Source organism: Pseudomonas saxonica, from assembly GCF_007858365.1.
GTDB classification, from domain to species: domain Bacteria; phylum Pseudomonadota; class Gammaproteobacteria; order Pseudomonadales; family Pseudomonadaceae; genus Aquipseudomonas; species Aquipseudomonas saxonica.
This window is the reverse complement of sequence record NZ_VFIO01000004.1, coordinates 187347-205746: the sequence shown is the minus strand read 5'-3', so window position 1 is coordinate 205746 and position 18400 is coordinate 187347. Positions and strand designations below refer to the sequence as shown.

Below are 18400 nucleotides of genomic sequence, written 5' to 3'. Positions count from 1 at the left end.
CTTCATCGGCTACGGGTTTTTTTGTTTCTTAGGCTGGAATGGCCTTGGCCTTAGGCTCCCGCGCCCATACGCGATGCTGTGCAATTGCGGCAAAGAAAGCTTTCAGATCCTTGGCATCCTTGATCGCCAACAACCCCTCATCTGCCTGCAGATGCAGTACATCCAGCAGCTGTTTAGCGTCCCCGTGCAACGCAATGGCTTTTAGGTGCTTATAGGCTTCAAGCACGTAATGCAGCGCCACCCCGTTGCCACTCAATGCCTTGATCGACGCCGCGCCACCTGGCACGTACACCGCGTCAAAAACCACTGACGGCATGCCCTCCATCGAGGCATCCACCGGCAACAATTTGCCATCAGCCGTTTTTACCGGTGCTGAAGTCGGCCCCAGCAATTTGGCGTGCGCACCTTCAGCGGCCAGGGCCTGTTTGAGCGCTTCGATAGCCTGACCATCAACACCGTTAGCGGCCAGAATCGCCACCTTGCGCGTCTTGATGTTTCCCGGCAGCAGGTTGGCTTGGCTCAGCGCCGGCGATTCGGTCACGGAGACCTTGCGCGCAGTGACTGTGCCGGCTTTCGGTGCGGGCAAGCCCAGGTTTTCTGCAACACGCTTGGCCAGCTCAAGGTCGATATTGGCCAAAATCTCGTTCACCTGCCGTGCGCGAATGTGTTCACGCTCGACTTTGCCCAGTTCAAAGCTGTAGGCCGCGATGATGTGTTCTTGCTCGTGCTTGCTCATGCTGTGGAAAAACAGCCGGGCCTGAGAGAAGTGATCGCTGAACGAGTCGCTGCGTTGACGAATCTTGTTGGCGTCGATGCGTTCCGGGTAGCTTTCAAACCCCCCGTCCTTAGCGGCAGGTGGTGTTTCTTTCGGCCAGCCGCCATCAATGGAATTGGGCTCGTAGGACGCACGGCCCTTATGAATCGTGCTGCGATGCTGGGCATCACGCTGGTTGTTGTGAAAAGGCGCAACAGGCCGGTTGATCGGGATTTCGTGGAAGTTCGGCCCACCCAAACGGCTGATCTGCGTATCGGTATACGAGAACAGACGACCTTGCAGCAGCGGATCATTGGAGAAGTCGATACCCGGCACGATATGCCCCGGACAAAAAGCGACCTGTTCAGTCTCTGCGAAGAAGTTATCGGGATTGCGGTTGAGCACCATCTTGCCCAGCGGAGTGATCGGTACCAGTTCCTCGGGGATCAACTTGGTCGGATCAAGAATGTCGAAGTCGAATTTGTGCTCGTCTTCCTCCGAAATGATCTGAACGCCGAACTCCCATTCAGGATAATCACCAGTTTCAATCGACTCCCACAGATCTCGGCGATGGTAATCGGTGTCTTTGCCTGCCAGTTTTTGCGCTTCGTCCCACACTAGCGAGCAGGTGCCCGCACTTGGACGCCAATGGAATTTGACGAAGTTCGACTTGCCCTCAGCATTGATCAGCCGAAAGGTGTGTACGCCGAAACCTTGCATGCTGCGTAGGCTTTTAGGAATGGCGCGGTCAGACATGGCCCAAATCACCATGTGCGCCGACTCGGGTACCAGCGATACAAAATCCCAGAAAGTGTCGTGGGCAGAGCCACCGGTGGGGATTTCGTTATGGGGCTCTGGTTTGACCGCGTGTACGAAGTCGGGAAACTTAATCGCATCCTGAATGAAAAATACCGGCATATTGTTGCCCACCAGATCGAAGTTGCCTTCGTCGGTGAAAAACTTGACGGCAAACCCGCGAACATCCCGCACCGTATCGCCGGAGCCCCGAGGGCCTTGTACTGTCGAAAAGCGTACGAACACGGGCGTTTTCTTTACCGGGTCTTGCAGGAAACCGGCTTTGGTCAGCGCGCTGTGGGATTTATAGGTCTCAAAGTAGCCGTGCGCCCCCGTACCCCGGGCATGCACGATGCGCTCTGGAATACGTTCGTGGTCAAAATGCGTGATTTTTTCACGCATGATGAAATCTTCCAGCAACGACGGGCCGCGAGCACCGACTTTCAGGGTGTTTTGGTTATCAGCAATTTTCACCCCCTGATTGGTTCGCAGCGCTTGATCGGTTGCGTCGTCACGAAAGGTTTCGAGGCTGTCGAGTTTGACGTTGGTGTTACTACGATCCAGGGTGTCGGTTCCGGCCATTTGGCTCTTGCCGGAAGACGGTTTTTTGCTGCTCATCAGACATAACTCCTTGTTGGCGAAAGCCCCACGGTTTGGGCTTTGTAGACAAATATCCCGAGGCGGGATGCGAGTGGCTGAACTAGTGACTGATGGCGTCTGACGTCGTTCCTTTTTTCTGACCTTTAGTCGTCTTATTGCTAAATCAAAGGTTCGAGCGCAAATAAATGCTAAGAACCTCTATACGGACAGGCTAAAATGCGCGCCCGGCTAACTGCTGACTTCTATTTTCGCGCCCCACAAGGTTCGCTACGTGATTGAGTTCCATAACGTTCATAAAACTTACCGGGTCGCCGGTAAGGACATTCCCGCGCTGCACTCCACGACATTGCGTGTTGAGAGCGGCCAGGTATTTGGCCTGATTGGCCACTCCGGCGCGGGTAAAAGTACCCTGCTGCGCCTGATCAACCGCCTCGAAACGCCGAGCGGCGGGCAAATCATTGTCGACAACGAAGACGTGACAGCGATGGATGCCAACGGCCTGCGACGCTTTCGCCAGCAAGTGGGCATGATCTTCCAGCACTTCAACCTGCTGGCGTCCAAGACCGTGGCTGATAACGTCGCGATGCCTTTGATGCTGGCCGGTGAGTTGTCCCGCAGCGCCATTGATGCGCGCGTGGCTGAGTTGCTGGCGCGAGTGGGTTTGTCCGACCATGCCAAGAAATACCCGGCGCAGCTGTCAGGCGGTCAAAAACAGCGCGTGGGCATTGCCCGTGCGTTGGCCACCAAGCCCAAAGTGTTGCTGTGCGACGAGGCCACCAGTGCCCTCGACCCGCAAACTACGGCCTCTGTGTTGCAACTGCTGGCTGAGATCAATCGCGAGCTGAAGTTGACCATTGTGCTGATCACCCATGAAATGGATGTGATCCGTCGTGTGTGCGATGAAGTGGCGGTGATGGACGCGGGCGTGATCGTCGAGCAAGGCCCGGTGTCGCAAGTGTTCTTGCACCCTACCCACCCGACGACCAAGCGTTTTGTGCAGGAAGATGAGCAAATCGACGAAAGTGAGGAGCGCGACGATTTTGCCCATGTACCGGGTCGCATCGTGCGCCTTACTTTCCAGGGCGAAGCCACCTACGCACCGTTGCTGGGTACGATTGCTCGCGAAACAGGCGTGGACTACAGCATTTTGGCTGGCCGCATCGACCGAATCAAAGACACCCCTTATGGGCAACTGACCCTCGCCATCACCGGTGGCGACATGGAGGCCGCTTTTGCGCGCTTCACAGCGGCTGACGTTCATATGGAGGTGCTGCGCTAATGGAATCCCTATTGAGCTTCTTCGCCAATATTGACTGGCTTGCAATCTGGCTGGCCACGGGTGACACCTTGATGATGCTCGGCGGCTCGCTGCTGTTCACCATCCTGCTCGGTCTGCCGCTGGGCGTGCTGCTGTTTCTGTGTAGCCCGCGCCAATTGTTCGAGCAAAAGGCCGTGTATTCGGTGCTGTCGCTGATGGTCAATATTCTGCGATCGTTGCCGTTCATCATCCTGCTGATTGTGATGATCCCGCTGACGATATTGATTACCGGCACCTCGCTGGGCGTTGCCGGTGCCATTCCACCGTTGGTAGTGGGCGCGACACCCTTCTTCGCCCGTCTGGTAGAGACGGCACTGCGTGAAGTGGACCGCGGCATCATTGAAGCCACGCAGGCTATGGGCGCGAGCACGCGTCAGATTATTACCAGTGCTTTGTTGCCTGAAGCGCGCCCCGGCATTTATGCGGCGATTACCGTCACGGCCATTACCTTGGTGGGTTACACCGCCATGGCGGGCGCGGTCGGCGCAGGGGGGCTGGGTGATCTGGCCATTCGCTTCGGCTATCAACGCTTCCAGACTGACGTAATGATAGTCACGGTAGTGCTGCTGCTGATTCTGGTGCAGATTCTGCAAACCGTTGGCGATCGACTGGTAGTGCACTTTTCGCGCAAATAAGCGCGACCTATCGTTAATAAACGTAACCGCCAGCCCCGTGCTGGCAGGCGCCTGAAATCAGGTGTTCATAAGGAGTTGCTGAATGAAGAAGTTAATTGCTGCTGTGGCCGCTGTTGCGGCGTTTTCAGTTCATGCTGCTGACACGCTGACGGTCGCCGCTTCCCCGGTACCTCACGCTGAGATCCTGGAGTTCGTGAAACCTGCGCTGGCCAAAGAAGGCGTGGACCTGAAAGTTAAGGTATTCACCGACTATATTCAGCCCAACGTACAAGTGGCCGAAAAGCGTCTGGACGCTAACTTCTTCCAGCACCAGCCGTACCTGACCGAGTTCAACAAAGCCAAGGGTACAAACCTGATCAGCGTTGCAGCTGTTCACCTGGAGCCGCTGGGTGCTTACTCCAGCAAATACAAGAAACTGGACGATCTGCCTGACGGCGCCACGGTTGTGATCCCGAACGACGCCACCAACGGCGGTCGTGCCTTGCTGTTGCTGGACAAAGCCGGTCTGATCAAGCTCAAGGACTCGACCAATATCCTGTCCACCGTCAAAGACATCAATGCAAACACTAAAAACCTGAAGTTTCGCGAGCTGGAAGCGGCCACCATCCCACGCGTGCTGACCCAGGTCGATCTGGCGCTGATCAACACCAACTACGCGCTGGAAGCCAAGCTTGATCCGAAGAAAGATGCGCTGGTCATCGAAGGCAGCGATTCGCCTTACGTGAATATTCTGGTGGCGCGCCCGGATGACAAAGATTCGGATGCTATGAAAAAGCTGGTTGCCGCACTGCACAGCCCGGAAGTGAAAGCGTTCATTAACGAGAAATACAAAGGCGCTATCGTTCCCGCGTTCTAAGCATTGCCTTGTAGTCGCTGCCTGCGGCAGCGACTACAGTTCTCTCGTTTATTTTCGCTTCACCAACTCCGGCAATTGGTCGACCATTTTCTGTGTGTTGAGCGGTGCGCGGATAAACCCTCGCTGTGTGCCGTCCGGCCCGATCAGCGCCAAATTGCCGCTGTGATCAACGGTGTAACCCGGTTTGCTGGTGTCCGCCGGTATAAACGGAATGCTCAGCGCATTCGCCACGGTTTGCAGTTCCTCAATAGATCTTGGTGTCAGGCCCACAAACTGCGGATCGAAATAGCCCAAGTATTGCTTGAGCTGCTTGGGTGTATCGCGGTTAGGGTCGACGCTGACCAGCACAATCTGCACTTTGTCCCGCACGGCCTCAGGCAGCTCGCTTTTGATCTGGCGCAGCTGTGCAAGGGTGGTCGGGCAGATATCAGGGCAGAAGGTGTAGCCAAAAAACAGTAGGCTCCATTTGTCTTTCAGCTCGTTTATCGCCACCGGCTGGCCGTCCTGGTTAGTCAGTTCGATCGCCGGCAAATGACGGCTTTGCGGCAGCAAAATGATTCCAGCATCAATCAACGACGTGTTATCGCCTTGCTGTTTACTCGACATCATTTTGTTAAACGTCAGGCCCATGACCAATGCCACCAACGCGACGAGGATATAGACAGTTTTTTGCGTTTTAGTCATAAGGTTCAACACTGGGTAGTCATCGATTAAGCGCAACGGTACAGCACCTATGCCCATTGCAGAAAGTGTCCGCCCCTGACTCGGACAAACGCCGTACGTGCGTGGTAGTTGACCAGCACCAATGTGAGCATCAAGGCGGCCCCACCCGCGTTGTGTGCCACCGCCAACCCCAAAGGCAGGCCGAACAGTACATTGCTCAAGCCCAAGCTTATTTGTACAGCCAGCACCAGTAGCACAAGCCCTGCCAATCGTGGCATGCCGACTTTGCGCAGTTGCCAGGCCAACCCTAGCAATACCAGCGTCAGCAGCACCGCCCCGAGTCGGTGAGCGAGGTGAATGGCAGTGCGTGCTTCGCTGTCCAGTTGACCGCCCAGATAGTTGGGGCCGATGTGTTGGGTCAGGTGGAAGCCATTGGTGAAATCGGCGGCTGGCCACCACTGGCCATGGCATGTAGGAAGGTCGACGCAAGCCACGGCGGCATAGTTGGAACTGACCCAGCCACCCAGCGCAATTTGGATGATGACCAGCACCAGGCCCGCCGTCGCCCAGCGTTGCAAACGTCTTGGTATGGCCAGAGCAGGCAACCACCCGGACAAGCGTAACGTCAGCAAAAACAGCAGACTCAAGGTCGCAAAACCTCCCATGAGATGTGCTGTGACTACTTGCGGCCATAATTTCAGTGTCACGGTCCACATGCCAAATGCTGCCTGGATGATCACCACGAGCAGAATAAACAGCGGTAGTTTGAGCGGCTGATCGTGCCGTTTTCGCTGCTTCCAGGCGCGTACTGCCAATAGCAGGATCAAGCATCCCAGGGTGCCGGCGCAATAACGATGAACCATCTCGCTCCACCCTTTTGCCGCCTCAACCGGCGCTTCAGGAAAGTGCAGTTCGGCATGGGCTAATTGCGCGTCCGTGCTGGGCACGCTGATAAATCCGTAACAGCCTGGCCAGTCCGGACAACCCAAGCCTGAATGGGTCAGTCGCGTGTAGGCACCGAGCAATACGACCATCATGGCCACTACAGTGGCCAGCAGGGCAAGGCGAAATCCAGCTTTGGCCATGACATGGCCTCCCTATCCGATATTGGACAGCTTGAGCAGGTGGCGCAGATCGGTGAGCACGTCTTTGCCCTTGACCTGAGGGTCGTAGCGCAACACCAGATTGCCATGCGGATCAACGATCCACAGTTGCGCTGCGCCATTTCCTTCTGCGCCCTGTGTATAAGTCGGCATGTGCAGGGTATAGCGCTGTAGTTGCGGGTATTCACGTTGCAACCGGGCGGCATAAGCAGCGTCTAGTGCCTGCCCCACCGCCAGCGCATGGGTCGCCCGTGAGGCATCGCGGCCCAGGCCGATTTGAAGCTGGCGGGCCAGGTAGACCAACTGCTGACAATCCGCGTCACATCCTTGCGGGGCGGTCACCAATAACTGCCAGCGCTGCTCATCGCTGGTGACGCCCAACGCTGCGCGTCCTTGCCCGTTGCCAATCATTTCGCCGTGATAGCTGCGACTTTCGGGTACCCAGAATTTGAGCATGTACATACTTGTGGCCAGCACCATTGGACCCAGAGTCAGCAGCAAAATCAGGAGCAGTTGCAAACGCCCCCGCCGCCGTTTGATCGGGTCGGGCGAGCGAGCGGTATCAGAGTGATTGATGGCGCTTGCCATGAGTTTTCTCCTGCGCGTGATGCCAACCGAAGTACCCATATAGCGCCAGCAAAGCCAGCGCCATCGCGAACCATTGCACGGCATAGGCGGTGTGTTTTTCCGGGCCCATGCCTGTGGATATCAGAGGCCAGTCGGCTTGATAAGCGCCAATGCCAGGCGCTAAACGCACTTCATCGGCAAAGCCTTCGCGGCCCAATTCGGCCCAGAGTGCGGCGGGCGTTACCGCCGTGATCAGACGTGGCCACGGCGCGGCCAGCGGATCAGCCTGTAACTGGAACACAGCGCCTGGGGATTCATACACCCAGCCCAGAACATCCAGAGTGTCTTGCGGCGTGCTGAACACGGGAGGCGTACGGCGACTGGGCCAGGGTAGCCAGCCGCGATTGAGCAGGACCCATTGACCACTGGCTTGGTCTTGAAACGGCTGCAGCAGTTCTACGCCGGGCTGTCCGTCGCGTATCCGGTTGTCCAGCAACAGGCTGTGCTCGGCGTCGAGATGCCCGCGTAACTGCACCCGTCGAAACACTGGCTCAGCGTTGGCCATGACTTGATCCACTGTCAGCGGTGCGGCGTGCTGGCGTTCGGCATAGCGGGTTAACAGCACACGTTTTTGCTCAGCACGGCTTAGCTGCCAAAAGCCCAGAGACACCAATATGGGCAGTAGCGCCATGACGACCAGCGTGGGGATGACACCGGGGCGAAAGCGCGACATGGCCACCCCGGCTCACAGCACGTAAACAAAGAGAAACAACCCGAGCCACACCACGTCTACAAAATGCCAGTACCACGTCGCCGCCTGAAAACCGAACTGGTGCTCGGCATTGAAATGCCCGCGAGCGATGCGGATCAGCATCACCAGCAAAATCAGGGCACCGATGGTGACGTGTGCGCCGTGAAAGCCGGTGAGCATAAAGAAGGTGGCGCCATAAACACCGGAGCCCAGCGTCAGCCCCAGTTCTTTGTAAGCGTGAAGATATTCCTCAGCCTGAAAGCCCAAAAAACCGATACCCAGCAACACCGTTACACCGAGCCAGAATTTCAGCTTTTCGCGCTGACCTTTATTCAGGGCGTGATGGGCCAGCGTGAGGGTGATACTGGACGTGACCAGCAACACGGTATTGAGCAACGGCAAGCCCCACGGGCTGATGGTGCCTTTGGGCGGGGGGTAAAGTGCCGGGTCGGGGGTATGCAGCAGCGGCCAGGTGAATTGAAAATTTGGCCAGAGGATGTGGGCCACCCCTTTGCTGCCTTCGCCTCCCAGCCAAGGGCCGGAAAAATGCCGTACATAAAACAGTGCGCCGAAGAACGCCACAAAGAACATCACTTCAGAAAAGATAAACCAGGTCATGCCCCATCGAAACGAGCGATCCAATTGCGCGCTGTAAAGTCCGGCTCGGCTCTCTTTAACCACCGCGCCGAACCAGCCAAATAGCATGAAGGCAACCATCAGGCCGCCGATAAAAAACAGCAATGGGCCGTGGGACTCGGGCCGCGCCGCTTTCAGGTCGTTAAACCACGTCGCCAGGCCATACACCGTGACCAACAACCCCAGCGTGGCGATGATGGGCCACTTGCTTTGGGCTGGCACGTAGTAGTGATCGTGACTTGCCATGGCGCGTTCTCCTATCGGGCAGCGGTGATATCAAACAGCGTGTAAGCCAGCGTCAGATGCTTCACTTCCTTGGGCATGTCGCGGTCGACAATAAAACGCACGGGCATTTCGATCCGCTCGCCAGGTTGCAGGGTTTGCTGGGTAAAGCAGAAGCATTCGGTCTTGTGAAAATATTGGGCCGCTTCGGCAGGCGAGATACTGGGTACCGCCTGAGCTTTCATTGGGTGGTCAGAGGGGTTGAAGGCGACAAAGATCATCTCGTTGACCGCGCCGGGGTTGGTCACTAATTGATCGTTCTTGGGGTAGAACTCCCACACCATGTTGATGTTGTTGGTGGCTAAAAACTGCACCCGTACCTGACGACTTGAATCAACGACTTGCTCACCTTCATATTGGCCCGCGGTTTTGCCATTAATGCCGAAGGCCTTGCACATCACGTCGTAGATCGGCACCAGTGCAAAGCCAAAAGCAAACATCACCACCACCATGAGTGACAGGCGTAGAACCAGGCGTTTGATCGGTGCTGACGTGTTCATGGTCTACTCCCAAAAGCCCCTCACCCCAACCCTCTCCCGGAGGGAGAGGGAGCTTGATCTGTGGCATTGCACACATCTGCTTTGCTTTCAGTCCCCTCTCCCGGAGGGCGAGGGAGCTTGATCTGTGGCATTGCGCACATCTGCTTTGCTTTCAGTCCCCTCTCCCGGAGGGCGAGGGAGCTTGATCTGTGGCATTGCGCACATCTGCTTTGCTTTTAGTCCCCTCTCCCTCCGGGAGAGGGTTAGGGTGAGGGGGCCTTTAAGCCTAGCGTTCAATCAATCCGGGGCGGTGTCGTAAAGGTGTGATAGGGCGCGGGCGAAGGCACGCTCCACTCCAGGCCTTCAGCACCATCCCACGGTTTGGCGGGCGCTTTCGGGCCTCCGCGAATGCATTTGATGACGATAAACAGGAATAACAGCTGCGTCGTCCCAAACATAAACCCGCCAATCGACGACACCATGTTGAAGTCGGCAAATTGCAGGTTGTAGTCCGGCACCCGGCGCGGCATGCCCGCCAGACCCACAAAGTGCATGGGGAAGAAGGTCAGGTTCATGCCCACAAATGACAGCCAGAAATGCAGCTTACCCAGCGTTTCGTCATACATGTGACCAGTCCATTTCGGCAGCCAGTAGTAGGTCGAGGCGAAGATCCCGAAGATGGCGCCGGGCACCAGAACGTAGTGGAAATGCGCCACCACGAAGTAGGTATCGTGGTACTGAAAGTCAGCCGGGGCGATGGCCAGCATCAACCCGGAAAAACCGCCGATTGTGAATAAAATCACAAAGGCTACGGCGAACAGCATAGGTGTTTCGAACGTCAGCGAGCCTTGCCACATGGTGCTGACCCAGTTGAACACCTTGACCCCGGTCGGCACCGCGATCAGCAACGTGGCATACATAAAAAACAGCTCGCCGACGAGTGGAATGCCCACCACAAACATATGGTGCGCCCAAACAATAAACGACAGAAAGGCAATGCTCGCCGTGGCATAAACCATTGAGGTGTAACCGAACAGCGGTTTGCGCGAGAAGGTTGGAATGATCGCGCTAATGGCCCCGAACGCCGGCAGAATCATGATGTACACCTCGGGATGACCAAAAAACCAGAACACATGTTGGAACAACACCGGGTCACCGCCACCCGCAGCACTAAAGAAACTGGTGCCGAAGTGGATGTCCATCAACATCATGGTCACCACGCCTGCCAGCACCGGCATCACGGCAATTAACAAAAAAGCTGTGATCAACCACGTCCAGACGAACAGCGGCATTTTCATCAGTGTCATGCCAGGGGCGCGCAGGTTGAGGATGGTCGCAATGACGTTGATCGCACCCATGATTGAGCTAATACCCATCAAATGGATGGCAAAAATAAAATAAGTCACGCTTTCGGGTGCGTAAGTGGTGGATAAGGGCGCGTAGAAGGTCCAGCCAAAATTCGGCCCGCCTCCAGCCATAAAGAGCGTCGAGATCAGCATGAAAAAGGCGGCAGGCAGTAGCCAGAAGCTGAAGTTGTTCATCCTCGGCAGGGCCATGTCGGGTGCGCCGATCATCAAGGGGATCATCCAGTTGGCCAGCCCGACAAACGCCGGCATCACCGCGCCAAACACCATGATCAAGCCGTGCATGGTGGTCATCTGATTGAAGAACGCGGGCTCGACAATTTGTAAGCCTGGCTGGAACAGCTCGGCACGAATCACCATGGCAAACGAGCCACCCAGCAAAAACATGCAGAAGCTAAACCACAGGTACAGCGTGCCGATGTCTTTGTGATTGGTGGTAAGCACCCAGCGCATAAGGCCTTTTGCAGGGCCGTGGGCGTGGTCAGCTGCTGTGTGATCGTCGATAACCGCACTCATGTCCTGACTCCTGCAAAGGGCCATCGGTTGTTGCGCGCCCGCAGGCTCATTTGGCTTGCGCCTGTTTGAGCGCCAGCACGTCTTTTGGGGTCACCATGTCGCCTTTATTGTTGCCCCAGGCGTTGCGTTCGTACGTCACCACCGCGGCAATATCGACTTCTGAGAGTTGCTTGCCAAAAGCGGCCATCGCCGTGCCCGGCTTGCCAAAGTACACGCGGTGCAGGTGGTCTTCTTTAGGGCCCGTGGCAATGGGCGAGCCTTTGAGCGCGGGGAACATCGGCGGCAGGCCCTGCCCTTCAGCCTGATGACAGGCCGTGCAGGTGGTGTGATAAACCTTGTCCCCCCGGGCCACCAGTTCATCGAGGGTCCACTCTTTGCTGGTCAACTCCTTGAGCTGCGCCGCCTGGGCTTTACGCTCGGCGAGCCAGGCGTCGTAGTCCGGGCGGGTTTTGACGTCCACCACGATGGGCATAAAGCCGTGATCCTTGCCGCACAATTCGGCGCACTGACCGCGATAGAGGCCGGGCTTTTCGACGCGAGACCAGGCCTCATTGATAAACCCTGGAATGGCATCGCGTTTGACTGCAAACGCCGGTACCCACCACGAGTGGATCACGTCGGCAGAGGTCACCAGAAACCGGATTTTGGCACCTGTGGGCAGCACGAGCGGCTCATCGACTTCAAGCAGGTAATGTTCGCTTTTGGGGGACTGATTGTGGATTTGATCAGCAGGGGTGGCCAGATTGCTGAAGAACTCGACGTCTTGGCCCAAGTATTTGTAATGCCACTTCCACTGATAACCGGTGATCTGGATGTCGATATCCGAATCACTGTTGTCGTAAATGTTGATCAGGGTTCTGGTTGCCGGGATGGCCATCACGATAAGGATGATCAGAGGCACGACCGTCCAGAGAATTTCGACCTTGGTGCTCTCATGAAACGTAGCCGCTTGCTGACCGGTGGAGCGTCTGTGAACGATTATTGACCACAGCATTGCACCAAACACAATGATGCCGATGACCACACAGATCCAGAAGATGGTCATGTGCAAATCAAATACGGCGTGGCTGACCTCGGTCGCGCCCGGTGACATGTTCACCGTCCAGGCAGCGTGTGCCGGGTTGAAAACTGACCACAACAACAGCCCCATCCATAGTTTTGGATGTCGCATCGCGGTGTTCCCCTTGGTTTTTCTTGTTAGTGCGCCGGTCTATGCCTGGGTGCCAGCTCTTTATACAAGGGGGCGGTTTGAGCGCCTGGCCTCGTCTGCTCGGGCAGTCGGGCATCATCGAAAAACGTTTTCTAGAATCGAGTATAGACAGCGACATAAACCCTGCACTGAGGAGGGTTAAATGAATCAATTACAGTCCCATCGACAAATGGCACTCACTCCCGCGTCACAAAATGAATAACAATACTGCCCCTGAAAAATATCCTTTGCGTTTTAAGGGCTACTTTTAAAGTTATTCCCTGTCTAGCGTTTCTCCCCTGGAGTTCCCATGAACACCGCCGCCATCCGTGCGCAGATCTTGTGTGCCCAAACACATGAGGCAACAACGGGCCTGCTCGCCAAGCATTTGGCCACGCAATTGCCGCAGCTTCATGCCGCGATTGAACTGCCTGAATTCGACAAAAATGAAGTGATGACGCGTTTTGTCAGCGCGTACATCGAACAAGTGCCCGATTTGCTGGATGCTGCCAATGATGTGGCGCAGAAGGCGGGTATTGAATCGCAAATCACCCCGGTATTGCGCATCGCCGAGCACTATTTTACCGATGCTCAAGAGTTGCTTAAGGGGCACGAAGGGCTAGAGGCTTTGCTGGACGAAGCGTATCTGGCACATCGGCTTGTCGAAGAGGTCAATGACGTCTATATCAAGCATTTCGGCCAGCCTTTGATACCACTGGACACGACCGTGGCCAATATCATCGCCCATCAATTGATCGGTGAAGCGTTTGCCAATCAGCTGGACGAAGCCGTGCACCACGCGGTCGATGAAATGCTCGACGACGAAAACTTTGCACTGGAAACGGTCGAAGCCTACCGTAAAAAACTCGTCAGCCCGGCCACTGGCACCGCATGGAGCCAATGGCCGTGCATGTCCAAGCAATTAGGCATTGGGCTGACGCTTTGATCGGTTGGGTCAGAACCGCGCTTTAGGCGTTGCACTCGGAATCGGACTGGTGCCATCCAGCGGCAGGAATGCCCCTTTGTCGGCATCGTACGCTTTGATTTCGCTGGTTTCGATGTCGTATACCCAGCCGTGAATGAACAGCTGCCCGTTGGCCATGCGTGATGCCACCGACGGGTGTGTGCGCAAGTGCTGCAACTGGGCAATCACGTTCTCTTCGGTCAGTACGTGCATGCTTTCGGCTTCATTGGCACAGTTGCAGTTCTCCTGCACCATGGTTTTAGCCACTTCTACGTGATGTAACCAGGCTTTAACCGTCGGCATCTTCTTCAGGCTGGCGGGGTTCAAGACCGCACGCATTGCGCCGCAATCCGAATGCCCGCAGATGATGATGTGCTGCACGCCAAGCGCCAGTACTGCGTATTCAATGGCGGTGGAAACACCACCGTTCATCTGCCCGTAGGGCGGTACGACGTTACCGACGTTGCGGGTGACAAACAGGTCACCCGGCGCACTTTGAGTGATCAGCTCGGGGACGATGCGCGAATCGGCACAGGCAATAAACATCGCCCGTGGATTTTGCGCCGTGGCAAGTTTCTTGAAGAAGGCTTCTTGCTCGGGAAAAATCTCGTGATGAAAATGCAAAAAGCCATCAACGATATGGTGCAGTGCTGAATCGGCACTTTCAGCCGTGTCCGAAGGCTGCGTTTTAGGCTTGTCAGTCATCGTAATATCCCTGGGCAAAGTGGTAGCGAATGTTACCTGAACTCAATCTTCGTAGCAGCCTTCGCCAGCGACTCAAGGGTTGCTAACGCTTGGGCGGCTTCTGCCAATTGCAATTCGTTGAATACCTGCACACCGGCTTGGCTCAGCAGCGCTGCCGTTACGCCCTGGCCTTGGACTTTGACCCCGCTAAAACTGCCGTCATAGGTCAGAATATTGCCGCAAGACGGACTGTTGGCCTTGAGGATCGCGATGCGAATGCCGTGTTGCTTTACCAGCGCCAAGGCTTGCCGAGCGCCAGACACAAAGGCGGCGGTGACATCTTCTGCGTCGGTGGTGATCACGGGTGCCAAGCCCTCTAGCACTTGGGCGCCTTGACCACCGGGGATTTCTGCAGCCGCGCGTGGTGTGGGTAACCCCCCTGCGACTTCCGGACAGACTGCAATCACCCGGCCTTGGTCTTGCCACAGCGCCAACTGTGCATATGGGCCGCTGGCGCCGCCGTCGTAGCGCACGCGATGACCCAGCAGGCAGCGGCTGACCAACAGTTTTTCCCTCATATGACTACCTCCGTGGCGCGGCGGCGAAACCAGCCGGTCAATGACAGGCGATCACGGGTTGCGGGCATGACTTCGTGAGGTACTTCACCTGACAGAAACACCACCAGACAGCCGCCGGTCGGCAGTACGTCGTAATCGACGTTGTCTTCAAGGTACATGCGCAACTGGCCGCCGTGCTCGGGCAACCACGCTTGATTGAGGTACACCACGGCCGACACCATGCGCCGGTCATCATCGCGAAAACGGTCAAGGTGTTTAAGGTAAAACGCACCGGGCGGGTAAAGCGCGAAGTGACTTTCGAAGTCTTCAAGGCCCAAAAAAAGCCTGCGATTCATGGCGATTCGCAGGCTTTCCATCAAGCCTAAATAACTGTCGCAGGCTAGAGCCTCTCCCGGCTCCAGCCATTGAATATGGTCGCCGCGTATACCCTCTCGGACCTCTTGGGTAAGACCGCGCCCGACCGCCGCCGGGGTCAACTCACCTTCGGCAGAGCGTTTGTGGCACTCAGCCGCCAGTTCGAGGGTCAAAGCCTCGGGCAGAAAAATGTTTTGCTGTGACCATCCCTGCGCGTACAGGTCGTCGACAATGCGTAGCAACAGCGGATGATCAGAGGGTATTTGCATGCGGCGCATAATATCCACACCCCTTAAAATCTGACAGCTCCGTCTAGCTGGCAATGTGTAAATAATTCGACCGATTATTTAAAACTTCTTGGCAAAGAGGATTCTCGACAAGTCCTACGCCACACCCGGACAATAGCGCCTTGCTGACAGGAGTCCCCCATGCGCCGTTTGTTATTCGTTTTAATGATGTTGTGTACGTTACCCGCATGGGCAGACAGCCTCGATGACCTGTTTCAGGTCGCTGGCTGGCCAGAACAGCGCGCGCATTTCAATGACGCGCTCAGTGCCACTCAGGAGCGTTACCGCAATACGTTGCCGCCTGCGGTCTATCAGGCGTTGATGAATAACAGCAACCAGCGCTTTGACCCTGACGCTATGGATAAGCGGGCCAAAGAGCAGATGCGCAAAAACCTGCCCAATCCAGCCCCTGCGCTGACCTTTTTTCAGTCGCCCGTGGGGCGCAAAATTGTGGCGGCGGAGCTGCTCGCCACGCGTCCCGACCAATTGGCCAAGCACGCAAGAGGCTTGCCACGCATTGAGGCCAGTGCCACTCGTCAGTTGCTGATTAATCGTTTGTCCCGGGCATTGCCGGCCCGCGAAGCGGGTGCAGAAATTACCTTGGCCATTGCAGGCGTTGCAGCAGACAGCTTGAGTGCAATGATTCCGGGTTTGTTGGGGGGTGGTTTGGCACCCGGCATGCTCAATGGTCAGCGTCAGCGCTTGATGGAGCAAATTGGCGGCGAACTGGATAACACGTTGCTCTATGTGTATCGCGATCTGTCTGACCCTGAGCTGGAAGAATTCGTCACCTTTGCCGAGTCGCCCGAGGGTAAGGCTTATTATCAGGCGGCACTGGCAGCGATTCGCGCCGGCTTGGCGGTTGGGCAAAGCACCTCTAGCTTGGCCCCTTAAAAGCCACCCTGTCGCGGCCCCGGTGGGGCGCACTCATCATGGATGCACCTTTGCGACGGACGTCATTTGGGGCAGCCCGTCGCACTGCGTTACAATCCGCCGCCTTAATAGCCATCAGGCTTAATTCATTGAATCGCGAGGTACCGTCCATGGTGCATAGCATGACCGCCTTTGCCCGCGTCGAAAGTGCCGGCACTCAAGGCACCTTGAGCTGGGAGTTGCGCTCGGTCAACAGCCGCTACCTGGAGCCGCACCTGCGCTTGCCTGAATCGTTTCGAGACCTGGAAGGGGCAGTGCGTGAAGCGCTGCGCCAAGGTATTTCTCGGGGAAAACTGGAATGCACCTTGCGTTTCACTGAGGAAACGACAGGCAAGCCGCTGCAGATCGACCGTGAGCGTGCTGCGCAATTGGTGGCCGCCGCTGAAACCATCGCCGGCCTGATCAAACAGCCTGCGGCACTGAACCCGCTCGAAGTGCTGGCGTGGCCCGGTGTACTGGTCGCGGATGCCAGTGACCCGCAAGCGCTCAACACTCTAGCGCTGGCGTTGTTCAAGCAAGGTTTGCAAGAGTTGAAAAACGGCCGTGAGCGCGAAGGCGCGGAACTGGCGCGCTTGATCAGCGACCGCTTGACCGCGATTGAAAGCGATGTCGAAACCCTGCGTGAATTAGTGCCGCAGATGCTCGCTACCCAGCGTCAAAAGGTGCTTGATCGCTTTGCTGACATGAAAGCCGAGCTTGATCCCCAGCGCCTTGAGCAAGAAATGGTTTTGCTCGCGCAAAAAAGCGATGTCGCTGAAGAGCTTGACCGGTTGAGCACCCATATCCTGGAGGTGCGCCGTGTGCTCAAGTCTGCGGGCGCTGCCGGTCGACGTCTCGACTTCCTGATGCAAGAGCTTAACCGTGAGGCCAATACACTGGGCTCAAAGGCATTCGACCCGCGCAGCACCCAAGCGGCGGTCAACCTCAAAGTGTTGATCGAGCAAATGCGTGAACAAGTACAGAATATTGAGTAAGGCTCCCCCTGACATGACCCACAGCACTGGCACCCTTTATATCGTTTCTGCGCCCTCGGGTGCAGGCAAGACCAGCCTCGTCAAAGCATTGATCGACCTGGAGCCGCAGATTCGCGTTTCCGTATCACACACCACCCGGGCCATGCGTCCGGGCGAGGTCGACGGCGAAAACTATCACTTCGTCTCACGCGAAGCGTTCGTGAAAATGATTGAGCACGGTGATTTCCTGGAGCGCGCTGAAGTCTTCGGCAACCTTTACGGTACATCGCAGAGCTACTTGCAACAGACGCTGGATGAAGGCCACGACCTCATTTTGGAAATCGACTGGCAGGGCGCCGAGCAGGTTCGCAAGTTGATGCCGCAAGCACGCTCGATCTTCATCCTGCCGCCGAGCCAGCAAGCGCTGCGCGAGCGTCTGAACAACCGCGGGCAGGACAGCGACGAAATCATTGACGGGCGCATGCGTGAAGCCGTGAGTGAAATGAGCCACTATGTCGACTACGACTACCTGATCATTAATGACGATTTTGCGCTGGCGCTTGAAGATCTGAAGGCCATTTTTCACGCCAATCGGCTCCAGCAAAAACGTCAGCAGCAGCGTTTCGGCAAATTACTGGCTGAACTGCTGGGTTAATCAGCACTTCCCAAAACCCCTGCAAGGGCTTTACATTGGCGCTTACAGAGGTTTTGAAGAGTGGCTTGAAAAATCAGCGCTTCCCTAATGGCTGGTGATTTTTTAAACTGTTCAGTCCGCTCGCCCATCCGGGCAGCGCGCATATTGCATTTGCTACGAGGAAGACCATGGCCCGCGTAACCGTTGAAGACTGTCTAGAACACGTGGATAACCGCTTTGAGCTGGTCATGCTCTCTACCAAGCGTGCCCGTCAACTGGCCACAGGCGGTAAAGAGCCTTTGGTTGAGTGGGAAAACGACAAGCCTACCGTCGTTGCCCTGCGTGAAATCGCTGCAGGCCTGATGAGCTACGAGTTTATCGCCAACGCTGAAATCGTCGAAGACGAACCGCTGTTCGCAGCGTTCGAGGACGAGTCCAACGAGGCGAACTAAGCCTATGCCCGGTCGACGTAGCACGGCGAAGGGTTCACAGTTTTGGCAGGAGG

20 protein-coding genes are annotated in these 18400 nt (G+C 56.3%); 8 read left to right on the top strand and 12 right to left on the bottom strand.

Annotated elements, in window-relative coordinates:
- Positions 1 to 28 precede the first annotated feature (28 nt).
- On the bottom strand, positions 29 to 2221 hold the full coding sequence (gene katE, locus FJD38_RS13295) for a catalase HPII (protein ID WP_146385711.1): 2193 nt from the start codon (positions 2219 to 2221) through the stop codon (positions 29 to 31).
- Between the two features lie 199 nt (positions 2222 to 2420).
- On the opposite strand from katE, the gene FJD38_RS13290 reads away from it, so the two are divergent.
- The 3 genes from FJD38_RS13290 to FJD38_RS13280 all read left to right on the top strand — a co-directional run bounded on the left by FJD38_RS13290 (position 2421) and on the right by FJD38_RS13280 (position 4958).
- The gene (locus FJD38_RS13290) at positions 2421 to 3428 is read left to right on the top strand and encodes a methionine ABC transporter ATP-binding protein (RefSeq protein WP_146385709.1); all 1008 of its coding nucleotides are present in this window, start codon (positions 2421 to 2423) and stop codon (positions 3426 to 3428) included.
- Positions 3428 to 4102 carry a methionine ABC transporter permease gene (locus FJD38_RS13285; protein WP_146385707.1) on the top strand — a complete coding sequence of 225 codons (675 nt, stop codon included), beginning with the start codon at positions 3428 to 3430 and terminating at the stop codon, positions 4100 to 4102. The genes FJD38_RS13290 and FJD38_RS13285 overlap by 1 nt, the downstream gene beginning before the upstream one ends.
- 82 nt (positions 4103 to 4184) lie before the next feature.
- Positions 4185 to 4958: a MetQ/NlpA family ABC transporter substrate-binding protein gene (locus FJD38_RS13280; RefSeq protein WP_122783472.1), complete on the top strand. Its 774-nt coding sequence runs from the start codon at positions 4185 to 4187 to the stop codon at positions 4956 to 4958.
- Between the two features lie 48 nt (positions 4959 to 5006).
- Here FJD38_RS13280 and FJD38_RS13275 read toward each other — a convergent pair whose 3' ends face one another.
- The 8 genes from FJD38_RS13275 to coxB all read right to left on the bottom strand — a co-directional run bounded on the left by FJD38_RS13275 (position 5007) and on the right by coxB (position 12490).
- A complete protein-coding gene (locus FJD38_RS13275) occupies positions 5007 to 5642 on the bottom strand; it encodes an SCO family protein (protein WP_122783573.1) in 636 nt (211 codons plus the stop codon).
- Positions 5643 to 5689: 47 nt separating this feature from the next.
- Positions 5690 to 6706 (bottom strand): COX15/CtaA family protein, encoded by a 1017-nt coding sequence (locus FJD38_RS13270; protein WP_146385705.1) that lies wholly within the window; start codon positions 6704 to 6706, stop codon positions 5690 to 5692.
- 12 nt (positions 6707 to 6718) lie between these two features.
- Complete coding sequence (locus FJD38_RS13265; protein ID WP_146385703.1) at positions 6719 to 7312, bottom strand: hypothetical protein; 594 nt, start codon at positions 7310 to 7312, stop codon at positions 6719 to 6721.
- Positions 7287 to 8024, bottom strand: a complete 738-nt coding sequence (locus FJD38_RS13260; protein ID WP_146385701.1) for an SURF1 family protein — start codon at positions 8022 to 8024, stop codon at positions 7287 to 7289. The genes FJD38_RS13265 and FJD38_RS13260 overlap by 26 nt, the downstream gene beginning before the upstream one ends.
- A gap of 12 nt (positions 8025 to 8036) precedes the next feature.
- Positions 8037 to 8924, bottom strand: coding sequence for a cytochrome c oxidase subunit 3 (locus tag FJD38_RS13255; protein ID WP_146385699.1), 888 nt, complete (start codon positions 8922 to 8924; stop codon positions 8037 to 8039).
- 11 nt (positions 8925 to 8935) lie between these two features.
- Positions 8936 to 9460 carry a cytochrome c oxidase assembly protein gene (locus FJD38_RS13250; protein ID WP_122783467.1) on the bottom strand — a complete coding sequence of 175 codons (525 nt, stop codon included), beginning with the start codon at positions 9458 to 9460 and terminating at the stop codon, positions 8936 to 8938.
- Between the two features lie 272 nt (positions 9461 to 9732).
- The gene (gene ctaD / locus FJD38_RS13245) at positions 9733 to 11319 is read right to left on the bottom strand and encodes a cytochrome c oxidase subunit I (RefSeq protein WP_146385697.1); all 1587 of its coding nucleotides are present in this window, start codon (positions 11317 to 11319) and stop codon (positions 9733 to 9735) included.
- Between the two features lie 46 nt (positions 11320 to 11365).
- Complete coding sequence (gene coxB / locus FJD38_RS13240; RefSeq protein ID WP_146385696.1) at positions 11366 to 12490, bottom strand: cytochrome c oxidase subunit II; 1125 nt, start codon at positions 12488 to 12490, stop codon at positions 11366 to 11368.
- 328 nt (positions 12491 to 12818) lie between these two features.
- Between coxB and FJD38_RS13235 the strand changes: the two genes are divergently transcribed.
- A complete protein-coding gene (locus FJD38_RS13235) occupies positions 12819 to 13454 on the top strand; it encodes a hypothetical protein (RefSeq protein WP_122786150.1) in 636 nt (211 codons plus the stop codon).
- Positions 13455 to 13463: 9 nt separating this feature from the next.
- Here FJD38_RS13235 and FJD38_RS13230 read toward each other — a convergent pair whose 3' ends face one another.
- From FJD38_RS13230 to FJD38_RS13220, 3 genes are read right to left on the bottom strand one after another with little or no spacing between them, the layout of a single operon-like run.
- Entirely contained in the window at positions 13464 to 14177 is a 714-nt protein-coding gene (locus tag FJD38_RS13230; RefSeq protein ID WP_122786151.1) for a carbonic anhydrase, read from the bottom strand.
- Between the two features lie 32 nt (positions 14178 to 14209).
- Positions 14210 to 14734, bottom strand: a complete 525-nt coding sequence (locus FJD38_RS13225; protein ID WP_146385694.1) for a 2-thiouracil desulfurase family protein — start codon at positions 14732 to 14734, stop codon at positions 14210 to 14212.
- A complete protein-coding gene (locus FJD38_RS13220; protein ID WP_122786153.1) occupies positions 14731 to 15366 on the bottom strand; it encodes a 2OG-Fe(II) oxygenase in 636 nt (211 codons plus the stop codon). The genes FJD38_RS13225 and FJD38_RS13220 overlap by 4 nt, the downstream gene beginning before the upstream one ends.
- A 150-nt stretch (positions 15367 to 15516) precedes the next feature.
- Between FJD38_RS13220 and FJD38_RS13215 the strand changes: the two genes are divergently transcribed.
- The 4 genes from FJD38_RS13215 to rpoZ all read left to right on the top strand — a co-directional run bounded on the left by FJD38_RS13215 (position 15517) and on the right by rpoZ (position 18347).
- On the top strand, positions 15517 to 16269 hold the full coding sequence (locus FJD38_RS13215) for a DUF2059 domain-containing protein (protein ID WP_146385692.1): 753 nt from the start codon (positions 15517 to 15519) through the stop codon (positions 16267 to 16269).
- A 149-nt stretch (positions 16270 to 16418) separates the two neighbouring features.
- Entirely contained in the window at positions 16419 to 17282 is an 864-nt protein-coding gene (locus FJD38_RS13210; protein ID WP_122786155.1) for a YicC/YloC family endoribonuclease, read from the top strand.
- A gap of 13 nt (positions 17283 to 17295) precedes the next feature.
- Positions 17296 to 17916: a guanylate kinase gene (gmk, locus tag FJD38_RS13205; protein ID WP_122786156.1), complete on the top strand. Its 621-nt coding sequence runs from the start codon at positions 17296 to 17298 to the stop codon at positions 17914 to 17916.
- 167 nt (positions 17917 to 18083) lie between these two features.
- Positions 18084 to 18347 carry a DNA-directed RNA polymerase subunit omega gene (gene rpoZ / locus FJD38_RS13200; protein WP_003437783.1) on the top strand — a complete coding sequence of 88 codons (264 nt, stop codon included), beginning with the start codon at positions 18084 to 18086 and terminating at the stop codon, positions 18345 to 18347.
- The last annotated feature ends 53 nt before the right edge of the window (positions 18348 to 18400 follow it).